This window comes from Listeria goaensis, from assembly GCF_900186125.1.
Taxonomy (GTDB): domain Bacteria; phylum Bacillota; class Bacilli; order Lactobacillales; family Listeriaceae; genus Listeria; species Listeria goaensis.
Window position 1 is genome coordinate 34,669 of sequence record NZ_FYBQ01000010.1, and the last position, 25,490, is coordinate 60,158.

Sequence of the window (25,490 nt, forward strand, 5' to 3'; positions counted from 1 at the left end):
AGAACATTGGCGAAACAAACACATCTAAACGTTACAGTTGATTTCACAAAGTGGGGTGCCACGCAAAAGGATTTGCGCATCCCCATTCATCAGCCGATTAAAGCGCTGATTTTAAATTTGGCGGAGACGCTTAAATTTGAGGGTGCGAATGATACGAAATATTCACTAAAGGCAACGAATAAAGGCATTTTATTAAGTGACGATGACAAATTGACAGATTACCCAATTACTGACGGGGACATTTTAGAAATTTTATAAATGAGGGAGTAGAGATAATGAAAAACAAGATTGAGATTGGCGGAGTTTCTTACGAATACAACTATGAGGATACAGTGTGGTCTGTTAGCTTTACTGAGTCGCGGACGCGCATTAAAGACGATGCAGAGCTGGAAATTTTGGCAAAGCCTTCCTCGTATTTTGTTCCAGTAGAGATGGAACATGCGAATGATACATATACATTTAATTATACGATTGCAAAGGAAACGTACAGTTTTGACGAGCTGAAAAATTTTGAACGAAAAGATAGCTTGCGCGCGCTGCGAAACGTGGCGGAACTTGAGGCGCTAATTGGCACGCGCTTCACTTTTTTCCTTCACCCGAGCAATATTATTTTTGACGAAAACTTAATGCCCAAAATCGTTCATCGGGGATTAAAAGGGATTTTGGAGCCTTACGATTTAACGCGCGAAACATTTTTCAAACAGTATCAATCGCTTATTGTGGCGATGTTCCAGAAAAAATATGACTTTGACAATTTATATGCGGGATCTGTTCAAAATGCACGCGGAACGGCCTTTTTGAAGGCGATTGTAGATGCAAAAACGACCGCGGAATTAGTGGGCATTTTAGATGAGGCGTTTCAGAAGGAGAAGGAAAGTTCTGGCAAGAAGATGGCGCTCGTCCCTAAAAAGACGTTTAGAACGTATAAAGGTCTTGCGGTTGGGTTTATTATTGCGGCTGTGTTGCTTGCTGCGCCGCTCATTTACTTGGCGTTTATGAAAGTGCCCTATCAGAACGAGTTGCTTACGGCGAATGAAGATTTCTTGAAAACGGACTATTCGAAGGTGATTGCGGATTTGGAAAATGAAGATCCAGAGAAATTGCCACAAGCCTCTAAATACATTTTGTCGTATTCGTACTTGCAAGGTGAAAAATTGGACGATAAGAAAAAAGAAAATATCATGAAGAATTTAAGTTTGAAGTCTGACGAGCAGGCACTATTATATTGGATTTATAACGGGCGCGGGGACTTTGATGAGTCGCTTGATGCGGGACAACGATTACAGGACGATGTGCTGATTACTTATGCGCTTACGAAACAATTGGAAGAAGTTCGCGCGGATAAGACGCTTTCTGGGGATGAATCAGTGAAGAAACAAGCGGAAATTGAAGCGGAACTGAAGAAATACATGGAAAAACTAGAAGGCTCAGATAAGGGAGAACAGACAGATGAAGGATAAAACTTTACTTATTGTTAGCAACGGGAGAGAAATTCATAAACAGCATTTAAATCGCGACAAAGTGATTCAAATCGGGAGTTCGAAGGATGCGAACATTTTTTACCCGGGACTCGTGGAAAATTTAGATATCAAATTCGAAAATGAAACTTGGTTCGCTGGAAGTACGGCGCTTGCTTTGGATGAAAAGCAAGATTTCCACACGGAAGAAGAAGAAAAGCTGTCACTTTACGTGACGGAAAACATGGTGCCGCGGTCCTATGATGTGGCAGGCTTATTTGTTGTGACATTTGGCGCGGGAGACTTCCAAGATGTTGCCATTGCAGGCACAAAAGCCGATTTTGTTTTCCTGCGTGACAGCACAGAAGAGGCGTTTTCTGTCCAAGTTTCTGCGGGTGAAGTGTACCACAATTTGGAACGCGTAACTGGGAAAGTGTCGCTTCAAGTTGGTGACCAGCTTTATGTTGACGGTGTGACGATTACAGTTGGTCAAGATGACATTACGGTTTTAGGGCGCGATAATCGGGTGCAGGCAAAATTGGGCTCCTTAGTTGCTGCTGACAATGCGTACAGTGTGGACTATCCAGATTACCACCGGTCGCCGCGCATTATTTACCGTGCGCCGGAAGATAAATTTACACTGGCGAAACCAGCAAACAAACCAGCAAAACCAACTGACGGCCTTTTGAAAATCATTTTGCCGCCGCTCGTGATGATTGCCATCACCGTTTTAATTTCGATTTTCCAACCTAGAGGGATTTACATTTTCATGACGCTTGCGATGACTGGTATGACGGTTATCATGTCTACAGTAGCCTATGTCAAAAATCGTAAGGAATATAAGGTCGGAACGAAGGAACGCGAGGAAAGCTACGATTTATACCTAAAGAGAAAAACGAAAGAACTTCACAGTGCGAGCGAAGAACAACGTCACGCGCTGCTGTATCATTATCCGAGCATTGAGGAAATCCGCGACATGGCGGTTAGTGTGGATTCACGGATTTATGAGAAAACGATGCTTCACCATGATTTCCTGACATTTCGTGTGGGGACGGGAACGGAGCCGATTAGTTTTTCGGTGGATTACAAAGAAGAGGAATTCACGCAAGAAAAAGATGAGCTGCTAGAAGCTGCCACAAACTTGAAGGCGCAGTACTATGAAGTGAAAAATATTCCGATTGCAACCGACCTAATGAATGGCCCAGTCGGCTACATTGGCCCGCGTCGTCTTGTGCTGGAGCAATTGCAAATGCTCGTGATGCAAACAGCACTTTTCCACAGCTACTTCGATTTGCAATTTGTCACGATTTTCCCAGAAGAAGAAAAGAGCGAATGGGACTGGATGCGCTGGCTGCCACATGCGAATGTGCGTGATGTCAACGTCCGCGGCTTTGTGTATCACGAACGCTCGCGCGATCAAGTGCTTAATTCGCTGTACCAAATTTTAAAAGAACGAAAACAAGCGCTTACTGAGCGTCCAAATAAGAACGAAAAAATGTACTTTGCCCCACATTACGTGGTTCTAATTACTGACGAAAAACTAGTTTTAGACCATACCGTGATGGAATTCTTTAACGAAGATCCAGCCGAACTTGGCGTATCGCTCGTATTCGTGCAAGATGTGATGCAGAGCCTACCTGAACACGTGAAAACGGTTGTCGATATTCGCGATTACAACAGCGGGAACGTTATTTTGGAAAAAGGTGAGCTCGTAAATCGCGCCTTCGTTCCAGACCACTTGCCACACGATTTTGACAAGGAATCCATCTCCCGTGCGCTCGCACCCCTGAATCATTTGCAAAATCTAAAGAATTCAATCCCAGAGTCCGTCACATTCCTCGAAATGTACGGCGTGACGCGCGTTGAAGAGTTAAACATCGCTACTCGCTGGCAACAAAATGAAACATATAAAAGTTTGGCGGTGCCACTTGGGCTTCGCGGAAAAGACGATATTGTTAACTTGAACTTGCATGAGAAAGCGCACGGACCGCACGGCTTAGTGGCCGGTACAACAGGTTCCGGTAAATCGGAAATCATTCAGTCGTACATCATTTCGCTTGCTGTCAACTTCCATCCGTATGAAGTTGCTTTCTTACTCATTGACTATAAAGGCGGCGGGATGGCGAACTTATTTAAAAATATGCCACATTTGCTTGGAACGATTACAAACTTAGACGGGGCTCAGTCCATGCGGGCACTAGCTTCAATTAAAGCGGAGTTACAAAAGCGACAACGCTTATTTGGCGAACATGATGTGAACCATATCAATCAATACCAAAAGCTGTATAAAAAAGGTGAGGCGAGTGAGCCAATGCCGCATTTATTCCTCATTTCAGATGAGTTTGCGGAATTGAAATCAGAACAACCTGAATTCATGAAAGAGCTTGTCTCGACTGCGCGTATTGGACGTTCACTCGGCATTCACTTAATCTTGGCAACGCAAAAACCGAGCGGTGTTGTCGACGACCAAATCTGGTCAAACTCGAAATTTAAACTCGCGCTGAAGGTTCAAAATGCGAGCGATTCAAACGAGATCTTGAAAACACCAGATGCGGCCGATATCACCCTACCTGGACGTAGTTACCTCCAAGTGGGTAATAACGAAATTTACGAACTTTTCCAAAGTGCATGGAGCGGCGCGGATTACGTGCCCGACAAGGAAGACGAGGACTACTTGGATACAACGGTCTACGCGATTAATGACCTCGGCCAATACGAAATTTTAACGGAAGATTTGAGCGGTCTTGACAAAAAAGAAGACTTAACAAAACTACCGTCCGAACTCGATGCTGTCATTGACCACATTCACGAATACACAGAAGCAGAACAAATTGCACCACTACCAAGACCTTGGTTGCCACCGCTTGAAGCAGAGATTTTCTTGCCAGAGCTACATCCGGTTGACTTTGACGTAGCATGGACAGGCGAAAAACGACCACTACAAGCGACAATCGGCTTCCTAGATATTCCGGAAATGCAGGCACAAGAACCACTTTCCATCGACCTCGCGAAAGACGGTCATGTTGCCGTGTTCTCCAGTCCAGGTTTCGGGAAATCAACATTCCTACAAACACTCACAATGGCAGTTGCGCGCGAACACAGCCCAGAACGACTCCATGTTTACCTACTCGATTTAGGAACAAACGGCCTTTTACCGCTTAAAGACTTGCCACATGTGGCAGACACTATCATGGTTGACGAAGAAATTAAAATGCACAAACTTATTCGGCGCATCACGCGTGAACTCAAAGAGCGGAAGCAGAAGTTAAGTGAGTACGGCGTTGCCAGTATCGCGATGTATGAGAAGGCAAGTGGAACAGAAGTACCAACTATCTTGCTTGTCATTGACGCGTTTGATTCGGTTTCAGAATCGCCATTTAAAGACGACTTTGAAAAAATTATTGCGCAAGTAGCCCGTGAAGGTGCCGGTGTCGGCATTCACCTCGCGATTAGTGCTGTCCGCCTAAACGCTATCCGAATTCAAGTGCTCGCCAATATTAAAACGCAAATTTCGCTATATATGATTGATCCAACTGAACCGCGCAACATTGTTGGAAAAACAGATTTGACAGTCGAAGAACTTCCAGGACGTGGGCTTGTTAAACTAGAAAATCCAACGTCATTCCAAACCGCGCTACCGGTCACTGGGGAAGACACTTTAGTTGTCATCGAAAATATTCAAAAAGAAAGCAAACAAATGAGCGAGGCCTGGAAAGGTGCTTTACCAGATCCAATTCCAATGGTGCCAGACGTCTTACCAATTGCCGACTACCTGGCGAAGCCGCTTGTAACGGACATGCTTGCAGATGGCAAACTTCCATTTGCAGTTGATTTCGAAGATGTGCTACCAATTAATCTAGCACTAAATAAAAACGGCAATACGCTTGTGCTTTCTGACATGAACGACGTCATCGAGCGCACAATGCTGTCGCTTACTGAAATCGCAACGCGTAATACGAAAATTGAAATTGCACTCTTTGACAATGCCAATTCGCGTTTCCAACCATACAGTCAGACCGTCAATTTATTCGCAGGTGACGAAGCGAGCATCACAGAAACTGTCACGCAACTAACAGGGCTACTTGATAACCGTGAAAACGCTTGGCGGGAAACACAAGCAAATTCAAACGGCAACACGCCACTCTCCGTTTTCGTCGAAGAGATGAGCTCTGTGGTTGTTCTTGTGACAGACGCTACTTTTCTTGCTGAAAACACCTCGCTTGATGTGCAGAAGCCGCTTCAAAGACTGGTGGAGAATGGCTCCAGAATGGGCATCTACTTCATTACAGGTGCCATCACAGGTCAACTTTATCGCGCCTACGACGACATCTCCGGCGTCTTCAAAAAACAAAAAGTGGGCATCCTAATCGGCCGTATCAGCGACCAAAATGTGCTTGAAGTTATGAACAAACCTTATAAAGAACAAATGCTACCGCCATATGAAGCCTATTACATTAATCAAGGCCAAGCAGAACGTATCAAGCTAGTAGCACCGATTTGAGTTTAGAGAGGAGATATTTGAGATGGATGAAAACACTACATTTTTACCGCTAGGGAGCATAGTTATTGTTAAAGGAAACACAAAGAAAATTATGGTTATTGCCAGGGGATTAGCAACTTTCATTGAGAATGAGGCTAAATACTTTGATTACGGAGCCTGCTTATATCCAGAAGGAATGATGGGTGATAGCCTGATTTATTTCAACAATGAAGATATACAAAAGATTGTAGTAGAAGGATTTTCAGATGATGATAATGAATTGATGCTTGATAATTTGAAAATGTGGATTGAGCAAGCAGATATACCAAAAGGAAACCCTGCTGAACTTCAAAAAAATACTACAACGAATAGCAATAAATTAAACTTAGGGTAACAGGAGGAGTTTAAATGACTGATGCTGCAACCTTAAAGAGTCAAAAATCCGCCAAACAAGCAGAACTCAATCAATGTGTAAGTGATAAAGCTTCGATTGAAGAAAAATTAGAGCGCTTGAGGACGGCAAAGAAAGAAGTCGCAAATGTCCAAACCGAAATAAAAGATTTAAAAAGTAAGGTAAAGGATAAATCCGAGCAACCAGATACTTGGCAAGGTAAAAAATTAACAGACTTTAAAAATCTCATGGAGGGCACCTTTAAGACAGATTACGACACGTACTATAAAAAAATCGATAACTACTATGACGAGATATGTGACGAAATTACACGTTTAGAAAATGAGGCGAATGAAAAAGGTGGATTAATCGGGTGGTTAGGAAACCAAATCAATAATTTGGGAAATGAAATAGACAAATTAGTGCATCACTAATTTTGTGAAAGGAGATGAATGATTTTGGGGTTTGAAATGATTCAAATTAACTCCATTATTTTCTTCGCTCTTGTGGGAGCAGCTCAAAAAAATGCTGGAGATTTTCTTGCAGATGCAGGTTCTATGCCAGAAATTACGTCCAAGTCAATTGCGTTAGATAATTTTGTAGACCAGTTTAAGGAGATGCAATCTGTTTTAGAAAGTTATAAGACACTACTACAAAAAGACTTGTCAACGATACATGATATTGGAAATTCGTTAGTGGAGACGGACAATGCATTAGGACGGGGGATACAAAATGGTTTATCAGATTAAGTATGATGATATAATGTCCGTAGGCGCGTTTACTAATTCTACTAGTAAAGCTTATTCGGATCAACTTGAAGCTATTTCAAAATCCATTAGTCCAATCATCTCGATGAACCAATTAAAGGGGCAGGCAGCTGACAGCGTGAAGACTTACTTAGCGGAAGTGCACGGAAATATTTTAGGCAGCATAGGGCAAATTATTCAAGAATATCAGGTGCGTTTCTTATTATACAAAGATGGCTATTTTCAAGAAATTGACAACGATTTACATGCTCAATTGGACGAAAAAGTTTTTGACGAATTAATTAGCTTTTTTAAATCATCGAAAAGTGCTTTTGAAGTAGAGGAAGTGAATTTAGACAGTACGATAGGGACAATAAATGATATATTAGCTACTAAAATTTCCGCCCAAAATGTTTTACAAAGTTATGAAGATGCCTCAAAGAGAGTAGGCGAGCTAAGAACTAAAACGGGTGAGTATGAAACAAAACACAAGAATGAGGACTTAGTAAATTTTAAAAATATGCTCCAAGCTTTAAAATTGTTGATAGCAGATTATCAGGGGAAAAATTCAAACGTTGTTACACAATATGAAGCTGGAAGTATTGCAACTGCTAACGGGGCACAAGATTTAGGTGCTGCCCTTCAAGCTTCGGCGACAGGTATGGAAGCGAGTCAAAGTCAAATCAAGGCTGCCGGTGGTCGCGAGGAAGCGAGATGGAAGGCATACGAAAAAGAATTAGCGGATGCAAGAAAAGAAAAAGGAATATGGAATGCAGTATTTGCTGTAGGTGCCATTGTGATAGGTGGTGCTGCGATTGTTTTAACAGCAGGAGCAGCAACACCGCTGGTAGTGACGGCAACAGTTGCAGGGACTGCATCTATGGCATACGGTGCTTCTAATTTAGTCGAGGCTGGACAAGATATATACTACGGTGCGACTGGTGACGGTTTTTCAATGGCAATAAACCCACTAAGAGATACAATATTTATGGGAAATCAGCAAGCGTATGATATATTTGGAACAGTAGCTACAACAGCTGCAGGGCTTTGCATTCCAGTTGGTGTCGGATTAAAAGCGGCGGAAACCACCGCGAAAACAGCTGGAACGGCTGTAACAAAGAAATTAGTCGCACAAGCAGTAGCCAAGGAACTAGGTAAGGAAGCAATTACAGGAGCGGTAGCAGGTGGAACAGGATATGCGACTAATTGGGCAGCGAATGAGTTTCTACCTCAGTTTGTTGGGGAAGATGCGGCTAGGAATATAGGTATTGGAGGCAGTCTGTTGACAGGACTGACAGCTGGTTGGGGTGCGTATAAGGGATTAAGTAATATGAGTGCGTTTCAAGTTAAGGCTGGAACAATAATTACAGAGGATTTGAGCAATGTTGCAAGATTTAGTGAGCGAACTGGTGAGGCCACGGGTACCGTTTGGGATGATATTAAAGGCACGCAACCTCCAAGAGAAGGAACTACAATTCCTAAATCTTTTGAAATAAACGTTAACGGAGGGAAATTGTGGGTAAATCCAAACGGAACCAAGCACATGATAGAATATTCAACTAGGAATCTATCCCATGGACAAAAACTTACTGAACAACAATTGTTAAGAAGTTTCCAAGGCGCTGTAGAACAAGCCACTTCCACAGGAATAAATTTTGATACTAAAATAATGATAGATAATTGGGAATTAATATTTAGTCCAGCTAGAGAAGCAGGACAATTACCAGTTGTTAAACATGCTGTGTATCTACCTTAACTATGAAAGGAGTATAATATGAAGATTAAAAGTTATGAAAATAAACTGGTTAAAGATGATGTGGAAGTTGACTATTACGTCCCACTCACTATATCGTTTTCTGAAAATGATGATAAGTATAGATTAGGAGAATTTTTTTATTATAGATTCGTTAACGAACATGAATCATTTGTTGAGATCAAAATTAATTCTGTTACACAGAAAATTGTAGAAGTAGTATTCACATCCATCAATGATATAGAAGATTCTAATTTAATTGTTGGGGAGTATACAGAAAAAAATCCAGTGATACAAACAAATATTTTTGATGTAAATTCGATTATAACTAAAGAAGCTGCTTTTAAAATACTTAGGGAACGAAAAAAAATATATTTTAAATTGGATGAAGAAAAGATAGATTCTGTTATAAAAATGTCTAGCCATGTATCTTTATTTCTAAATGAAGAGGGTGAGGTTATTGGCTTGGAATTTTCTAGTTTCTCAGATGATGAATGGACAGAACTTAATGAAAGTATAGAGTCTACTACTTAATTTTAAGCAAAATGAAATTCGAATAAAATTAAAAACAGATTCAGATGCTGCATTTTTCTGGTCTTGTAGAATAGATGGTGTTGGAGGAGCTGATATAGCAGCAAATGTAGCAAAAGATATGAGAAAACTAACTCTATAGTGAGATTAGTGTGCTCATATCTTTTGTTAATTTCAAAAGTGTTGAAATTAGCATGTTACTAGAAAACTAAACAAAAATTTACGTGATGTGGAAGACGATTAAGAGATACCATTTTTATGGGAAATCAACAAGCGTATGAAGCTGCAGCTGGTACTGGATATACGACCAATTGGGTAGCGAATGAGTTCCTACCTCAGTTTGTTGGGGAAGATGCGGCTAGGAATATAGGTATTGGAGGCAGTCTGCTGACAGGACTGACAGCTGGTTGGGGTGCTTAAGTAATATGAGTGCGTTTCAAGTTAAGGCTGTCCCGAATAGTGGAGTTCTGTCTAAGCCTACCATTCCCTCTGAGGGAATACAAGATGTTAATCTTAGTTCACCAAAGAAAGGCGCTTTTGAAACGAGTAAAACTAATCAAGCGATTTCTAAAAACGCGAGTAGTACTTTTGAGACTGGTGAGAAAGTTAGTGGACTTGAGGTAGCAGAAGAAACAGTTATTTATCGTAGAGTTCAAGGCGGACAAGGAACTAAATCTAGCCAAGATAGAATTGTTGTAGATGGAGATGGAAATATTTTTATCAACAAAAAAGATAGAGATTTAAATATAAGTATTGATAATGGAGAACATGCGAAACATTTTATTGAAAGCAATAGATTGGGTGCAGATTTGATAGAAATTGAGATGCCGAAGTGGTTTGATGACTTTGTACAAGAAAATATAATTCCTCAAGCTGGCTCAAAAACTAATCCAGCAAATCAAGGGGGAGCTGCACCGAAACTGACTGACCCAACTACTCCAGGAGTAAGCGTTGAGTTTCCCCCGCCTTGGTCTGAATGGATTGAAGAACATGCTATTAATGTTAAGGTAACGAAGGGTGGAAAGTAATGAATTTGATACCAGACTATACGAAAAATATAATTGTAGCAGTTGTTTTAGAAGGAAATTTATTATGGTATGTTTCTGATAAAGAAATTTGGTTTTTAGATTATCAGAAACGTATTGAAGCATTTAAAAATAAAGGATATAGTATTAATACTGACTATATTGATGAAAGTAGAAAAAACAACTTAGTTCTAGATACCTCTAATGCTTTAGAATTTCTTAATTTAATAAAAGAAAATAAAACAACTGTTGAAGAATTAAGAGAATCCTTATCAAAAAGTAAAAGTAATATAGATGACAGCTGGAAATATGATTATAGACCTAGTTTGTATGTGGATTTTGACAAGAAAATATTGTATTCAAATTACTCGGAACCATCTTCATATGAAGACTATGCTCCTGAATTTTGGGATTCTAAATATACAGATTTTGAAAATGAAATTCCAATTTCGAAAAAATATTGGCTTAATCATGGTGGTACCAATTTATTTAATGATTAATTAGGAAGGAATGTTTTAAATTGAAAAAAACTATTTCAATAATGGCAGAAGAATTTGAAAATGAGCAAACGGGAGAAAAAGTTGAAGGTGTGACGATTATGGTAGATGGTATGCTTAAGGAGTTTGTTAATATCGTTAAGTCTAAAGACTCTAAATACCAAACGACTGTTGATGTTATACAAGATGCTCTGATGAAAGGCTTAGAAGATATTAAGAAAGATTTTAGTAAATAAAGACTATCCCTAGAAAAAGGCACTTTATCACAAGACTAGTAATCAAGTGATAAGGTCTTGACTAGTAATCAGGAACTCATTAATCGAGTCGCCACTAGCTAACAAAAGTTAGCCGTATTCATTGTATGGAGACTGCAATACCAAAAAAGATATGAGAGAACTAACTCTATAGCGAGATTAGTGTGCTCATATCTTTTTGCTAATTTCAAAAGTGTTGAAATTAGCATGTTACTAGAAAACTAAACAAAAATTTACGTGATGTGGAAGACGATTAAGAGATACCATTTTTATGGGAAATCAACAAGCGTATGAAGCCGCAGCTGGTACTGGATATACGACCAATTGGGCAGCGAATGAGTTCCTACCTCAGTTTGTTGGGGAAGATGCGGCTAGGAATATAGGTATTGGAGGCAGTCTGCTGACAGGGCTGACAGCTGGTTGGGGTGCGTATAAGGGATTAAGTAATATGAGTGCGTTTCAAGTTAAGGCTGTCCCGAATAGTGGTATCTCAGCTAAGACGGTCCTTTCCCCTGAAAGCATAAAAGACATCAATCTTAGCTCGCCAAAGAAAGGTTCTTTTGAAACGAGTACAGCCAATCAAGCGATTTCTAAAAATACAAGTAGCACTTTAGGGGCTAATGTTCCTAATTCAGACATTGGAGTTGTACAGTCAAGAATTAATGTAGCGAATGGGAGAACTAGATTTACTCCAAAAAGACCTTCAACAGGAAAGCCAGTATCAGCAGGATTTGAACATGTATATGATGGGCACTTTAATAGACCGCTTGCAAACAGTCGTTCTATTTTTTCAATAACTACTGATAAATTAAAACAGATTTTGCAATCTCCCAGAGCTGTTAAATCCACTGTGATTGATATGTCTGGTGGACAGTATAAGAGAATTGTGGATACAGGAGAAATAATTGGAAATACCGCCTTGAAATTTGGTGGCAAACCTACTAGTTGGATTGAAATAATTACTGACCGAGCTGGAAATTTAATAACTACTTATCCAGTTCCAGCACCTTAAAATTATTATTGTGGAGGCAATTATGAGAGAAGAGACAATTAGTGAAGATTTATTAAAAGAATATTATCAAATTTTTAGTGACTCTCAAGCGTTAAAGAACTTTTTTAGTTATTATGAGGCATTAGTATCTTTTGTAAAAAAACATCCCATAGAATTTACTGACGAAGTAAAAGATGAATGGGGATTGAATGAACTTCTAGATATTAATATAAATGAATATCTAGTTGCTACCCCAGATATTTGTTTAGACATGGAAGCAAAGCGCTTAGTAAGAGCATATGAAAATATAGATACACTAGCAATGTCAATTCGAGATACATTATGGGATATGGTCACAGTATATTCTGGGAAAGATTGTCCTATCACGCCAAATGATGAGTTGAGATATATTAAATTAGTTTATAAGGACAATTCTGATAAGATTCTTTTAGAGTGTGCAGGATGTGGATGGACAGAAGACACTAGTGGAAATGAGTATACAGGACCTTATGGAAAAGTTTATCCTGTAAATCAAAAGGAAATTGAAAAATACATGTAACAAAAAAGGTGATTATGTTTTCACCCTGCTATTCTGAATTTGCGGGAAATCAACAAACACACGATATATTTGGAACAGTAGCAAAGGAACTAGGTAAAGAAGTTGTCACAGGAATAGTTACAATTGATAAGCTATCAACAAATGAAAATAAACCACTATATTACGTGTTGTTAAAAGAAGGATCAAATTACAGGTTAAAAGATAGCTTTGGGAAATCATGTTTAGATTATGCGAAAGAATATTCATGGAGAAATGATTTTATTACAGTTGTGGAGGAATTTGAAAGTGAGAATAAACAATTCTGATTTCGGAGGATTTATAGTCTCTAATAATATTTGCAAAGGAAATCCGATAAAGTACTCATTTAGGGAAAAATCAGAAAATAATAATTTAAATGGTTGGATGCTTTATTCTGAATTGGATGATGAAGAGTATGTAAATGACTCTAGTAACTTTACAATTTTAAATGCAGATTCTATATTTAAGATAGCTCCAGTAATGTTAGAAATTTTTAGTGCCCCATATGGAGCAGATTTATGTTGGTTGTATGAAAAAGATGTTCATATTGGATTTTATGATTTGAAAACTGATAGAGAAATAACTATTGATGAGATAATAACAACAAAATAGAAAGACACTCTACCAAGCGATGGGAATTGAGAAAATAGAGCCTTGAGTGATAAGAGGTAAACTCGCTAATCAAGTTGCTAATAGCTAACAAAAGCTAGCCGTATTGTTGCAATATCAAAAAAGATATGGAAAAACTAACTCGATAGTGAGATTAGTTTTTCCATATCTTTTTGCTATTTCATACAGCCATTCAAGTAACCAATCAAAACGAGACAGCATCGGGGAAGATATCAGCATTCTCAGCAAGTTTATGGATAAAGTAGACGGTGTTGTGAATGAAACAGTAGATGAACCTTTCCATAAAGATTTAGATGCGTTTGTGGATGGTATGCAAGATTTAAGCATTACAACCTATACAACAACAAATCGAATTGGTGCAACCTCGACTCAAACGGTTTATAATAGCTACTCTTACGGACAAACAACGACGATCGAAGTGCCTAAAAAAGAAGCAAACATTGAAGACTTACTTAGTGGGGATAATTTCTACGGGAACGAGCTTACTGACATGTATAACGAATGGAAACTCGCTAATCCTGATGAAAAGGTAAGTAAGTCTGATTTCATCGTTGGCTCCGTTCATACAAGAGCTTTCGAGTATAAATCGATTAAGGATGAACAACAAGAGAAAGAATTTTGGGTAAATATTGTGAGTGCAGTAGTCATTATTGGAGTCGGAATCTTTTGCCCGCCAGCAGGCCTTGCGCTTGGTTTTGCGATGGGGGCACTAGAGATGAGCTCAGCAATTTCTGGGAAAGATTGGGTTTCCGGACGCGAATTAGATACTGGTGAAAGGATATTACGAGGTGGCTTATCCCTACTCGATATTGTTCCCGGTGTCAAAGCACTATCAAGTGGAGCAAGAGCTGTCACAACCAGTACTCGCCTAGCGGGACTAGCAGATAATGTCTTTACAAGTGGTATGAAGACGGCTACGTCTAAAATAGATGACGTGATTCGCATTGGGAAATCGGAAGTGGCGTCACGTTTAGGAAATTTAAAAACGGCCGCAAACGATGCGATTCAATCAGCTGGGAAGCGTCTAACTACCTCTATTGATGAAGCAAGTGAAGCCGTAGCCCGTTTTTCAGATAATATAAGCAATGCTTTGCCAAAGAGACAACTAGCAATGGAAGGAGCAGGTGCATTACCAGCCGGTAGTAAAGCAGCGACAAGCCTGTCAAAAGCAAGTGATGAAGTGAGAGCGGTTTTGAGTAAGATTGATACTTCTTTGGGTGGCGTAGCTAAGAAGACAGATGGTATAATGAATGATGTAGTTACAAGCGGAGATGAGATTATTTCATCAGGAGCAAGATATGGGGATAGAAGAATTTCAGATGATTTGTACAAGGAATTGAGAGGAGAAACCCCTACTCCTCAATTAAGAGATAGGGTAAATGAAGGTGTATCACTACCAATGGCAGATCCAGCTATACCAGGTAAACAGGTAACAAGTAGGTTAGAAGCTGACCATATTGTATCAATGGATAAAATTACTAAAATGGAAGGTTTTGAAAAATTAACTAGAGAGGAACAGATAGCTCTTTTGAATTACGAAGATAATTTTGCAGGTTTAAGTAAGTCTGCCAATTCATCTAAGGGTAGTAAGTCCTTTGAAGAGTGGACAATGTATAAAAAAGAAGGCATACCAATAGATCCGGCATATAGAGAACGTATGATGGGGGTAGAGAAAGAGCTGGAAAGACGGATTCAGCAGTTAATAGATGAAACTTTGAGAGGAAGGTAAATCTTTATGGATAATGAGAACAAGTTAAGTTTTTTAAATAAATATATTTTTATTAAAGATGCACAAGTTGAATTAATAAAAAGTAATGAAATTGTTGATGAGAATGTCCCACAGCTATGGAAACAGATAATAGCTATAAACAATTCGTCAGAAAGAGTCAGTAGAATTGTTCAGCAATGGAAAGATGTTATAGGAGAAGAATTAAGAAATACGATTTCATATTTAGAAGAATTTTTAGAGGATGTTGAAGTTATGAGAATAGGGAGTAAATATTACTTGCTTTATTCAATTAAGAATTCATCTAATAAAATTCTATACTATACAGGCGGTAATCCGTTAGAAGAGAATTTTAAGAATCATGAAGAACTGAAACGTGATTGGAGAAATGTACCCAGTAAACTTTGTGAGTTTTATGAAATACTTCACGATGGTTTTTATTATTTTCCTAGTAGAAGTATGGGGATTGATAGTATAGAAAATATTACTTATTTAGACGACTATGAATGGTCAATAATTGAGGAGGAGAACATAAAACCTGATATTGATTTAGCTAGAAGTTATGGTTTCTTTAGTAATGGCATGGGGATGTATGTTGTTTTAGATTTAACAAACGAATCACCTAATCAGGCAGTCTTATGGTCAGCGAAAAAAGCACCAAGATATAATCTTGATTTTTGGGCTATTGTAGATGAATGGATTGTTATGGGTTTTGAGTGATAGTATAAATCTTTTCTTCTCAAATTACATCTTTTTGGAAAGAATTTAGACTTGGATTTTTTATCAAGGTTATTTAAAAAGTGCAAATACAGAGGAATACGAGGATTTGATTCCTGAATTGATGGGACCAATCAAATAGGATTGTATATCAGAGGGCAAAGGAGCTCATTTTAGCGTGTGGCTCCTTTTGCTTTCTGATTTTTGGTGTAAGCAAGGCAGAAATGAACTATCTCCAAATACAAGGTATATAACAGAAGATGGTTATCGTTATACAACCGATGAATTGTGGAGAATTATAGGGTGAGAAGATAGATTAATAGATGATGATGGAGGCCATTTAATCGGTAGTCAATTTAATGGATCAGGAGATATAGACAATCTGGTTGCTCAAAATAGCCAAATTAATCGATCTGGTGGGGAATGGTATTCAATGGAACAAGAATGGGCGAGTGCTCTAAAAGAGGTAACACCTAAAAAAGCTTCGGTTAAGATAGAACCCCTTTATTCTGGGGGCTCACTGAGACCAGATGCTTTCTATGTCAAATATTCAATTGGGGGACAAGGAGAATTTACTAAGTTTATAGAGGAAATTGCAGGAGGTTAATAGATTATGGAAAAAGAATTAAATGTACTGTATCAAGAAATTGCCGAAAAAACAAACCAAATGATACCAGAACGATGGAGTAATTTTTATTTTTATGCTCAAGTCTCTAAAACAGGTGGAGGTATATACTTTTATTATAAATCTGAACAACATGGTGAATATATATATAACTTGGATATTCCAAAGCTATTTAAAACGGATAGTAGTGCTTTCAAGAAGAATGAATACGATTTATATAAAATGAGTAAAAAAATACAAGAAGTATTTAAAGATAACCATCAGGAATTATGGTACTCATTTACCATGAGTTTAGACAGTACAGGTAAATTTAAGATGCATTTTGATTATACTAATTGGTTAGAAACTGACTATAGCTTTACTGATCAAATGATTATATGGAAGTATAAATACTTAGATGAAAAGCCACAAGATGAAAAGTTTCAGCAAATTATAGATAAATATCTACAAGAATATCCTAATAATCCAATTTAAATCTCCAAAAACAAATGAAAAAAGTGCCTAAATATTTAACATGAAATAATCCGTAATAGATATTATTTTTTTCATTACGGATTATTTCTTTTGGATTCATTGAAACTACACAATTAAGTGGAGCGAGAGTTGTCACAACCAGTACTCACCTAGCGGGACTAGCAGATAATGCCTTCACAAGTGGTATGAAGACAGCCACAACCAAAATAGACGCCTTGGAAAATCTGAAATCGCATCACGCCTCGGCAACCTAAAAACAGCAGCAAACGACGCCACTCAAGCGGCTGGAACACGTTTAACGACGGCGCTTTTGCGGTTCTGGATGTCATTCCAGGCGTCAAAGCCCTAACCGGCGGTGTACAAATGATGCGCTCAGGAAGTCGTTTAGCAAACGTGAGTGATGCCCTCTTACAAGGCGTGAAAAATGTCCCCACACAAGTGGGGGATATTGCCAAACTTGGTCAAACACAAATGAGAACGCGGATGGTCAGCCTAAAAACCGCCACTCAAGACGCATTACAGGTCGCCACACAAAAAGGCATCAAAGGATTGGACAAGGTCGGACAAACGGCAACCGCCATGAAAGGCTCTTTAAACTTGCCGCCACGAAAAAATTTAGCCTTAGCTGGCATGGGAGGCATCCCGAACCAAGCGCCTTCCAAAATCGCTCAAGGGACCGAGAATTTGAAAGATGTGCTTCGGAAGTTTGATGTGAATTTGGATGGCGGAAGCAAACGGGCTGAGAAGCTATATAGTGCTAATGGAAATCCTGATTTAAGGGCATTACGGAGACCTCAATTAGAAATTGTTTTATGACAAGTACCTTCATAACTTCCATTTCGTCATCAGTCATATCCAATTTCTGTGATTGCTAGAAAATTCTTGAACAAGATATCTGTTAGCTTTTTTGCTTCTTCTTTAGATAAATTTTTAATACCATCTTCAGTGATATCCGAATGGATTGAGTAGAGAGATGAACAAAATTATAAAGCATATTAAGAAAGGCAGGAACTTATATAGCTAGTTCAGATAATAGCTATATAAGTTCCTGCCTATTTTCATTCAAAGCTTTTCGCATTCCACGGTTTCCCCCGGACAACAATAACATCGCAGCTCGCGTGTTTGGCGACGAATTCGGTGACGCTACCGAGGATAAGTTGTTCAGATGCGGTGAGGCCGGTTGAACCGACGAGCACAAGGTCGGCGCCAAAATTTTTAAGTATTTTTTTCACGAATGTGGTTTTGGGTGTTCCAAAGTGGACGAAAGTTTCGACGTGTTTGACACCGGCTTTTTCGGCCTCATTTTTGTAGATTTCTACAAGTTCTTCCCCGTAGGCTTTGGCTTTTTTTGCATAGGTTTGTTCGTAATCAATGAGTGGGGCGATGCGGCGAATGTCTGCGATGAAGCCGATTCCGAGTGTGGCATCGGCTTCTTTTGCGATGGTGATTCCGCGTCTTAGGGCTGCTTCTGCTTCGTTGGAACCGTCTACGCCAACTAAAATTCGTTTATATGTTGTCAATTTTCTCACCCTTTCCTATATTGTTTTATACCCAGATTAAGAGATTTTTAGACGTTATTTGTTTAAAAGGGGATGTGGTGTGACATTTTAGGGTAGAATAGGTTTATGGAGGTGTGAATGAATGATTAGAAAATTTGAAGGTGTGAATATTGCGGGGCCGAGCGCGGCTGAATTGGTCGATTTTTATCATGAGAAGCTTGGGATTCCAATTGTTTTTCCGGGGCACGGGGATAGCGTTGGGGCGAAACTTGGCTTTACGCTCGCTGAACCGGGCATCATTGTGTGGCAGGAAGAGGCGAAGAGCGCGCCAGTTGAGTTTGTTTTTTCGTGTGAAAGCTTAGATGAAACTTACGCGGAACTAAACGCGCGCGGGGTGACAGACACGCCGCCGAGGCTTGCCGAGTGGGGCGGCCGCGAATTAAATTTCATCGACCCGATTGGTAATAAGATTATGATTTTGGAAGGCGATTACGCATAATAAGACGATTGCTTTTTTCAAAAATTAGATTGCTTTTTGTAAGTGGGGGTTTGTATAATAAGTGTAGGCACAGCGTTTTGAACAGCAAAGCGCGGTGTCTTTTTTTGTTCGTTGGTCCCATGGTGCACAAAACGGTTAACAAACTTTGAGAGAGGATTGCTTATTCATGCGGTTTTTAGCGGTGCAGCATGTGAAAATTGTTAATAAATACACAAGTAAAGTCCAAAGATGTACACGGCTTCCACGAATTTTGGTGATGAAAGCGTGTACATTTTTGTTTGGCTAAGAATTATAATGAAGTAGAACAGGAGGGAACGACATGTATTTGGATGAACGTAGCGACACGCTTCTAAAAGAGATTTTGAGACATCCAGATGTTACAAATGCGGAGCTGCAAGAGAAATTTGGGCTTAGTCGCAGGCAAGTCGATTATAGTTTCTTGAAGATTAATAATTGGCTGGAGGAGCAAGCTTTTCCTAAAATTCATCGTGGTGCTGGCGGGCGATTTGTTACCTATCCTGACCTGTTTAAAATTATTGGTGAGGATGAGTTTGAAAAAGCTGATTGGTACATTCCTTCAGAGAAAGAACGAGCGAGTTTAATCATTCTTATGCTCACAACCCGAAATGAGGAATTATCGTTAAACCATTTTATTAGTGAACTGGAGGTGAGTAAAAATACGGTTTTACGCGATTTGAAAGCTGTTCAAAAGATGCTGGATAAGTTCCACCTTGAAGTCAAATATTCACGCATGAAAGGGTATTTGGTTGTGGGAGATGAGTGGAATGTGCGAACGGCGATGCTTATCGCGGCGGAACATGTGATTGAAAGTTACGGCGGCGAAGATTATTTAAAACGGTTTATGCAGATGGAAAAAGCGGAAGTTGAAGGGTTGCGGTTGAAACTCGAACAAGTAGAAACGCATCTCAATCTCCACTTTATTGATAGCAAGATGCAGATTTTGCCGTACATTTTAATTGCAATTTTTAGAAGAATTAATAGCAACCAGACGATTACGACAGCTTTCCAAATTGATTATAGCGAACTTTCGGATACGCGTGAGTACGGGGCGGCGGAAATTTTAATAAGCGGTTTGGGAAATGTATCGAAAGAAGAACGGATGTACATTACACTTCAAATTTTAACAACAAATGTTCTTTTGAAGGACCATCTAAAATCGGAGGAAATGCCGAAACTTAGGCTGGCATTGGCAGAATTTTTAACAGAGTTTGAGAAAAAAGCAGTAGTTCAGCTTGTGGATAAAGAAACGCTACTAGAAAAGTTATTTGCCCATATCAAACCAGCTTATTATCGTATCAAATACCGTTTAACAACGGATTACAGCATTTTAGACAGGATTGATGAGGAGTTTCAGGCGGTGCATTATATTGTGAAACAGTCGCTTTACCCTTTGGAAAAATTTATTGGGACGCGAGTTCCTGAAAACGAAAGTATTTTCATCACACTTTTTGTTGGCGGCCATTTAATTGAAACGACAGAGAAGCTGCAAACGCGTATGAAAGCTGTTGTGGTTTGCCCGAATGGACTTTCGATTTCACGTCTGATGGAAAAAACACTTCGAAGCTTGTTTCCAGAAATTTTCTTTTACCAAGCGATGTCTATTCGGGAATTTGAGCAGACGAATTTACTTTACGATATGGTGTTCTCAGCAGTTCCACTTACGACTAACAAAAAATTCTTTTTAATAAGTCAATTGATGGATGAAAAGGAAAAAATTGAACTTAGAAGGCGAGTTCTACGCTCGGTTTATTTGATTGAAGACTATTTAAGCGTGGATAGTTTAATGAAAACCGTCCAAAAATATGCGGATATTCGTGATCCGGAAAAACTAGAACGGGCGCTTGCGGAAAAGCTGCACCCGACGGAGGAGAAAAAGCTGGACGACCGCGACGCGAAACAAAATCTAGCTGATTTAATCCCAAAAGAACGCATTATTCGTTTGAAAAATATTTCAAGTTTTGAAGATGCGATTGAAATCGCGGCGAGTCCTCTTCTGGCCTCGGGTTCAATCACGAATGAATATATTCTTGAGATGCAAAAGCAACACGGGGTGCCTTCGCTCAATATTGTTCTTGGGAAAACGATTGCAATCCCTCATGCGGAAACAGAAAAAGGTGTTTTGAGTCTTGGCATGAGTATGCTTTTTGTGGAAGAAGGATTGTTTTTGGAGGACGGAACGCCGCTGCATTTTATTGTTGTGATTGCGGCAGTGGATAAAAACGCGCATTTCACGGCGCTTCGTCAACTGATGGAGCTTTCAGGTAAAAAGAGTGAGCTTGCCAAACTTAGCGCAGCAAAAAACACAGAAATGATGCATGCAATTATTAAAAATAATACGGGAAACGAGCTACAGGAGGAGTCGTAATGGATTTAGTGAAATTTTTGTACAAAGAGCTGATATGGACAGATACAACTTGCGTCACGCAAGAAGATGTTTTTAAAACGGTAGCGGATAAAGGGGCGGAACTCCACTATGTGACGAATCATTTTCTAGGAAAACTGATGGAGCGTGAGGCGGTCTTTCCCACGGGATTAAAACTCGATGGATATGGCGTGGCGCTTCCGCATACCGACCCAGAATGTGTGAATGAACAATTTATCGCTGTTTTGACGAGTAAAGAAGGCATTCCGTTTCAACTCATGGAAGATAAAAACCAACATGTAAAAGCAGAAGTGATTTTTGTGCTCGGTTTAAACGAGCCGCACAGTCAACTTGAAGTATTGCGGCAACTAATGGGCATCATTCAAGATAAGGGGAATATTCGCGCGCTTCATGCGGCTAATTCAGCGGAGGAAATCATTCAAACTTTGGAAAAAATAGCGATAGGAGGAATTTAAAATGAGTCAATATACAATTTTAGTAGCATGTGGGGCAGGAATTGCAACATCAACGGTGGTAACTGATAAGGTGGAAAATTTGGTGAAGGAACATCATATTGATGCGACAGTGAAGCAAATTAAAATTTCGGAGGCAGCAGGGCTTCAAGACGGGGCGGACTTGATTGTGTCGACAACGATTTTGCCGACGACGTACAAAATTCCGGCAATCATTGCGACAAGCTATATTACAGGAATGGGTATGGAGGAATTGGACGAAGAAATTTTATCGTATTTAAAGTAACTGATGATTAAGGGTTGTCTAAATCTTCGGAATAGATGACCCTTGTTATCAAAATAAAAAGACTTGCTTTAGGGAGGAAAAAGAAAATGGATAAACTACTAGCAGGAGTACAGTACGTACTTAATCTCGGTCCAACTGTTATTTTACCGATTATGATTTTCTTTATTGCACTTATTTTCCGTGTGCCAGCTAAAAAAGCGGTTCGTTCGGCAATTACAATTGGTATCGGTTTTGTTGGGATAAACTTAGTTATTAGTTTGCTTTCTGACAACTTGGGTCCAGCAGCGCAACAAATGGTTGAACGCTTCGGCATGAACTTAACGATTATTGATGCGGGCTGGCCAGCAGCAGCGGCGGCTTCATGGGCATCACCAGTTGCGGCGATTTTAATTCCAATTTGTTTGGCGGTTAACTTATTACTTATTTTGATGAAGGCAACTAAGACGCTCGACATCGACATTTGGAACTATTGGCACTTCATTGCAGCGGGTGCGACAGGTTATATCGTAACGGGCGGCAGCTGGTGGTTCGCGATTCTCTGCGCCATCATTTACGAGGTGCTCGTACTTTGGATGGCAGACAAAACGCAACACATGGTAGAAGATTTTTACGGGTTGAAAGGGATTTCGTTACCAACAGGCTCCACAGCGGCATTCGGGTTTGTCGGAATTCCAATTGGGTGGCTGATTGCTAGAATTCCGGGGATTAAAAATATTCATATTGATCCGGAAACGATTCAAAAACGCTTTGGTATTTTCGGTGAGCCAATGATGATGGGCCTCATTCTCGGGATTGCGATTGGACTTCTTGCTGGCTATGACGTCGGCGCTACAGCGCAACTTGGGATGTCAATGGGCGCCGTGATGTTCCTCATGCCACGGATGGTTAAAATTTTGATGGAAGGCTTAATTCCGATTTCCGAATCGGCGCGTGATTTTATGAAATCTCGTTTTAAAGGGCGCGAACTTTATATTGGGCTTGACGCGGCGCTCTCAATTGGGCACCCGGCCAACATTTCAACTGGTTTAATTCTCGTACCGATTACACTTTTCCTAGCGGTTATTATTCCGGGGAATAAGGTGTTGCCTTTTGGTGACTTGGCCACAATTCCATTTTACGTATCGTTCGTTGTAGCTAGTCGAAAAGGGAACATTTTACACTCCGTTTTAGCCGGAACAGTGGTTATCGCTCTTGCGCTTCTGATGGCGACGGACTTTGGGCCTGTGCATACGGAAATGATGAGCGGTGTATATGAGTTCCCTAAAGGAGCATCTGAGGTGAGTACGCTTGATATGGGTGGTAACTTCTTTAACTGGATTATCTTGAAATTCTCCCAAATGTGGGCGGCAATTTTCTAAGAAATATGTAACCGAGGTGACGGATTATGAGAGCAGCTGTGCTCTATCAGAACAATGAAATAAAGGCGGAAGAAATTGAAGAAGCTGTTTGTCATGCGGATGAAGTTCGCGTTAAGGTGATGGCGGCTGGGATTTGCGGTTCGGATATTCATAAGATGCAAACGAGATGGAAATATCCGCTGCCAGCTGTCATGGGACATGAGTTTTCGGGTGTGATTACGGAAGTTGGTCGTGACGTGACGAATGTTGCTGTCGGCGACCGTGTGGCGGGTATTCCGCTTGAACCATGCGGCAAATGTACGTACTGCAAATCAGGCGAGTTTTCCTTATGTGACAATTATCGCATGATTGGTTCACACTTTTACGGCGCTTTTGCGGAAAATACCGTTTTGAGGGCGGAAAATGTCATTAAAATTCATGACCTCGATTTTGAGGAGGCGGCAATGCTAGAACCGCTTGCGGTTTCGATGCACGGGGTACTAGGCATTCGGCCGAAAGTCGGCGATACGGTGTTAGTTTTTGGTGTTGGGACGATTGGGATTTTGACGGTGCAATGCTTGAATTTGACGGGTGTAAAGGACATCATTGCGGTGGACATTAGCGACAAGAAACTGGAAGATGCGCGTCAGTTCGGATGCACGCACACAATTAACCCCCTAAAGGAAGATTTGTTGGCGCGCGTTTTAGAGCTAACAAATGGTTTAGGTGTTGATATTGCGATGGAATGCGCGGGTTCGAAGGTGACGCAGGAGCAGTGTTTGCTTGTGACGAGGAAGAAGGGCAAGATTGGTTACCAAGGAATTGCTTATGCGGACGTGCTCTTGCGTGAGGAAGCGTTTGAAAATATTTTCCGGCGCGAGTTGACGCTAAAGGGTTTTTGGAATTCGTATTCGGCGCCGTTTCCAGGGAAAGAGTGGCAGAATTCGATTGAGTTTGTGCGGCAAGGGAAGATTAAATTGAAACCGCTTATCTCGCATCGCTATGCTGTTCAAAATACGGCAGCCGCCTTTGAAATGATTTTAGGTCGCAAGGAAGATTACAACAAAGTGCTGATTTTACCACAGAAGGAAGTGTTATAAATGAAAGCGGTAGTGAAAACAGAACCTGGTTATGACAAAATGGAACTCCGAGATGTGCCTGTTCCAGAGGTTTACGGCGACCGTGTCACAATTAAAGTTGCGTATACGGGGATTTGCGGATCGGATATTCATACGTTTAAAGGGGAGTACAAAAATCCGACAACGCCAGTGACGCTCGGCCACGAATTTTCAGGTGAGGTGGTTGCGGTTGGTCCTTTGGTTACGAAATTCAAAATTGGTGACCGGGTGACGAGTGAAACGACGTTCGAAACTTGTGGCGAGTGCGTTTATTGCAAAGAGCGTGATTACAATTTATGTAGCAACCGAAAAGGAATTGGAACGCAAGCTAACGGCAGTTTTGCGGAGTATGTGTTGTCGCGCGAGGAGAGCTGTCATTTGCTCGCAGATAGCATTTCATACGAGGCAGCGGCGCTAACGGAACCACTTGCTTGTTGTGTGCATGCGGCTTTGGAAAAAACGGAAGTGGGTGCGCGTGACACAGTCCTCATTTTTGGACCGGGACCGATTGGACTCCTACTTGCGCAAGTTGCGGTGGCACAAGGTGCGACAGTCATCATGGCGGGGATTACAAAAGATAAGGCGCGACTTCTTCTGGCACTTAAACTAGGCGTAGACAAGGTTGTCGATACGCTAACCGATGATTTAGAGGATATCGTTCTAAGCATGACAGACGGCTACGGTGCGGATAAAGTGTTTGACTGCTCTGGCGCGGTCCCAGCGGTTAATCAAGGCCTTCCGTTAACAAAGAAAAAAGGCGATTTCGTTCAAGTTGGCTTATTTGCTGAAAAGAAAAATGCAATTGATGAGGAAGCAATTATTCAACGTGAAATAGCTTATATTGGCAGTCGTTCACAGAAACCAAGTTCGTGGATTCTCGCGCTTGATTTACTCGCTAAAGGTCAAATTAACGCAGACGAAATGATTACAAAAGTCTATGATTTAGACGACTGGCGCGCGGGTTTTGAAGCAGTGATGGCTGGAAATGAAATCAAAGTATTAGTGAAATCAAATTAAGTAA

Annotated in this window: 28 protein-coding genes and 1 pseudogene; 28 read left to right on the forward strand and 1 reads right to left on the reverse strand. The window is 40.3% G+C overall.

The features are described from left to right. Positions 1–6: 6 nt before the first annotated feature. The 21 genes and pseudogenes from CFT42_RS11195 (at position 7) to CFT42_RS11290 (ending at position 17,690) form a co-directional block, all read left to right on the forward strand. Positions 7–258 carry an EsaB/YukD family protein gene (locus tag CFT42_RS11195; RefSeq protein WP_088810659.1) on the forward strand — a complete coding sequence of 84 codons (252 nt, stop codon included), beginning with the start codon at positions 7–9 and terminating at the stop codon, positions 256–258. A gap of 17 nt (positions 259–275) precedes the next feature. Then, positions 276–1,460, forward strand: a complete 1,185-nt coding sequence (gene essB, locus CFT42_RS11200; protein WP_088810660.1) for a type VII secretion protein EssB — start codon at positions 276–278, stop codon at positions 1,458–1,460. Beyond that, positions 1,450–5,958 (forward strand): type VII secretion protein EssC, encoded by a 4,509-nt coding sequence (gene essC, locus CFT42_RS11205; RefSeq protein WP_088816157.1) that lies wholly within the window; start codon positions 1,450–1,452, stop codon positions 5,956–5,958. The genes essB and essC overlap by 11 nt, the downstream gene beginning before the upstream one ends. 22 nt (positions 5,959–5,980) lie before the next feature. Further along, positions 5,981–6,331 (forward strand): DUF4176 domain-containing protein, encoded by a 351-nt coding sequence (locus CFT42_RS11210; protein ID WP_088816158.1) that lies wholly within the window; start codon positions 5,981–5,983, stop codon positions 6,329–6,331. Between the two features lie 14 nt (positions 6,332–6,345). Continuing rightward, positions 6,346–6,762 carry a YwqH-like family protein gene (locus CFT42_RS11215; protein ID WP_088816159.1) on the forward strand — a complete coding sequence of 139 codons (417 nt, stop codon included), beginning with the start codon at positions 6,346–6,348 and terminating at the stop codon, positions 6,760–6,762. Positions 6,763–6,780: 18 nt separating this feature from the next. Beyond that, positions 6,781–7,077 carry a hypothetical protein gene (locus CFT42_RS11220; RefSeq protein WP_088816160.1) on the forward strand — a complete coding sequence of 99 codons (297 nt, stop codon included), beginning with the start codon at positions 6,781–6,783 and terminating at the stop codon, positions 7,075–7,077. Further along, positions 7,061–8,830 carry a T7SS effector LXG polymorphic toxin gene (locus CFT42_RS11225; RefSeq protein WP_088816161.1) on the forward strand — a complete coding sequence of 590 codons (1,770 nt, stop codon included), beginning with the start codon at positions 7,061–7,063 and terminating at the stop codon, positions 8,828–8,830. The genes CFT42_RS11220 and CFT42_RS11225 overlap by 17 nt, the downstream gene beginning before the upstream one ends. 18 nt (positions 8,831–8,848) lie before the next feature. After that, the gene (locus tag CFT42_RS11230; RefSeq protein ID WP_088816162.1) at positions 8,849–9,361 is read left to right on the forward strand and encodes a hypothetical protein; all 513 of its coding nucleotides are present in this window, start codon (positions 8,849–8,851) and stop codon (positions 9,359–9,361) included. A 255-nt stretch (positions 9,362–9,616) separates the two neighbouring features. Next, positions 9,617–9,778 carry a hypothetical protein gene (locus CFT42_RS14800; RefSeq protein ID WP_159458168.1) on the forward strand — a complete coding sequence of 54 codons (162 nt, stop codon included), beginning with the start codon at positions 9,617–9,619 and terminating at the stop codon, positions 9,776–9,778. Between the two features lie 5 nt (positions 9,779–9,783). Beyond that, positions 9,784–10,386 (forward strand): hypothetical protein, encoded by a 603-nt coding sequence (locus CFT42_RS11235; protein WP_088816163.1) that lies wholly within the window; start codon positions 9,784–9,786, stop codon positions 10,384–10,386. Then, positions 10,386–10,883 carry a hypothetical protein gene (locus tag CFT42_RS11240; RefSeq protein WP_088816164.1) on the forward strand — a complete coding sequence of 166 codons (498 nt, stop codon included), beginning with the start codon at positions 10,386–10,388 and terminating at the stop codon, positions 10,881–10,883. Before CFT42_RS11235 ends, CFT42_RS11240 begins: the two co-directional genes overlap by 1 nt. A 20-nt stretch (positions 10,884–10,903) precedes the next feature. Further along, entirely contained in the window at positions 10,904–11,116 is a 213-nt protein-coding gene (locus CFT42_RS11245) for a hypothetical protein (protein ID WP_244169966.1), read from the forward strand. A 289-nt stretch (positions 11,117–11,405) separates the two neighbouring features. Beyond that, the gene (locus tag CFT42_RS15015) at positions 11,406–12,146 is read left to right on the forward strand and encodes a hypothetical protein (protein WP_088816165.1); all 741 of its coding nucleotides are present in this window, start codon (positions 11,406–11,408) and stop codon (positions 12,144–12,146) included. A gap of 22 nt (positions 12,147–12,168) precedes the next feature. Then, positions 12,169–12,684, forward strand: coding sequence for a hypothetical protein (locus tag CFT42_RS11255; RefSeq protein WP_088816166.1), 516 nt, complete (start codon positions 12,169–12,171; stop codon positions 12,682–12,684). Between the two features lie 14 nt (positions 12,685–12,698). Further along, positions 12,699–12,989 (forward strand): hypothetical protein, encoded by a 291-nt coding sequence (locus CFT42_RS11260; protein WP_088816167.1) that lies wholly within the window; start codon positions 12,699–12,701, stop codon positions 12,987–12,989. Beyond that, complete coding sequence (locus tag CFT42_RS11265) at positions 12,970–13,314, forward strand: immunity protein Imm33 domain-containing protein (RefSeq protein ID WP_088816168.1); 345 nt, start codon at positions 12,970–12,972, stop codon at positions 13,312–13,314. Before CFT42_RS11260 ends, CFT42_RS11265 begins: the two co-directional genes overlap by 20 nt. A 103-nt stretch (positions 13,315–13,417) precedes the next feature. After that, on the forward strand, positions 13,418–15,061 hold the full coding sequence (locus tag CFT42_RS15020) for a hypothetical protein (protein WP_244169967.1): 1,644 nt from the start codon (positions 13,418–13,420) through the stop codon (positions 15,059–15,061). A 6-nt stretch (positions 15,062–15,067) separates the two neighbouring features. Then, positions 15,068–15,778 carry an SMI1/KNR4 family protein gene (locus tag CFT42_RS11275; RefSeq protein WP_088816169.1) on the forward strand — a complete coding sequence of 237 codons (711 nt, stop codon included), beginning with the start codon at positions 15,068–15,070 and terminating at the stop codon, positions 15,776–15,778. Between the two features lie 208 nt (positions 15,779–15,986). After that, a pseudogene (locus tag CFT42_RS11280) lies at positions 15,987–16,382 on the forward strand (DNA/RNA non-specific endonuclease); the annotation flags it as partial. Between the two features lie 6 nt (positions 16,383–16,388). Next, positions 16,389–16,874: an immunity protein YezG family protein gene (locus CFT42_RS11285; protein WP_088816170.1), complete on the forward strand. Its 486-nt coding sequence runs from the start codon at positions 16,389–16,391 to the stop codon at positions 16,872–16,874. 363 nt (positions 16,875–17,237) lie between these two features. Next, on the forward strand, positions 17,238–17,690 hold the full coding sequence (locus tag CFT42_RS11290; RefSeq protein ID WP_088824929.1) for a hypothetical protein: 453 nt from the start codon (positions 17,238–17,240) through the stop codon (positions 17,688–17,690). Positions 17,691–17,932: 242 nt separating this feature from the next. Here the strand turns inward: CFT42_RS11290 and CFT42_RS11295 are convergent, their stop codons facing one another. Continuing rightward, positions 17,933–18,394, reverse strand: a complete 462-nt coding sequence (locus CFT42_RS11295) for a universal stress protein (protein WP_088816172.1) — start codon at positions 18,392–18,394, stop codon at positions 17,933–17,935. Positions 18,395–18,515: 121 nt separating this feature from the next. Between CFT42_RS11295 and CFT42_RS11300 the strand changes: the two genes are divergently transcribed. From CFT42_RS11300 to CFT42_RS11330, 7 genes are all read left to right on the forward strand, one after another. After that, the gene (locus tag CFT42_RS11300; RefSeq protein WP_088816173.1) at positions 18,516–18,872 is read left to right on the forward strand and encodes a VOC family protein; all 357 of its coding nucleotides are present in this window, start codon (positions 18,516–18,518) and stop codon (positions 18,870–18,872) included. A gap of 319 nt (positions 18,873–19,191) precedes the next feature. Beyond that, positions 19,192–21,258: a BglG family transcription antiterminator gene (locus CFT42_RS11305; protein WP_088810667.1), complete on the forward strand. Its 2,067-nt coding sequence runs from the start codon at positions 19,192–19,194 to the stop codon at positions 21,256–21,258. Continuing rightward, entirely contained in the window at positions 21,258–21,731 is a 474-nt protein-coding gene (locus tag CFT42_RS11310; protein ID WP_088810668.1) for a PTS sugar transporter subunit IIA, read from the forward strand. Before CFT42_RS11305 ends, CFT42_RS11310 begins: the two co-directional genes overlap by 1 nt. Before the next feature lies 1 nt (position 21,732). Beyond that, positions 21,733–22,014, forward strand: coding sequence for a PTS sugar transporter subunit IIB (locus CFT42_RS11315; RefSeq protein ID WP_088810669.1), 282 nt, complete (start codon positions 21,733–21,735; stop codon positions 22,012–22,014). A gap of 86 nt (positions 22,015–22,100) precedes the next feature. Then, a complete protein-coding gene (locus tag CFT42_RS11320) occupies positions 22,101–23,372 on the forward strand; it encodes a PTS galactitol transporter subunit IIC (protein WP_088810670.1) in 1,272 nt (423 codons plus the stop codon). A 26-nt stretch (positions 23,373–23,398) separates the two neighbouring features. Continuing rightward, complete coding sequence (locus CFT42_RS11325) at positions 23,399–24,451, forward strand: galactitol-1-phosphate 5-dehydrogenase (RefSeq protein ID WP_088816174.1); 1,053 nt, start codon at positions 23,399–23,401, stop codon at positions 24,449–24,451. Then, entirely contained in the window at positions 24,452–25,486 is a 1,035-nt protein-coding gene (locus CFT42_RS11330) for a zinc-binding dehydrogenase (RefSeq protein WP_088810672.1), read from the forward strand. Positions 25,487–25,490 lie beyond the last annotated feature (4 nt).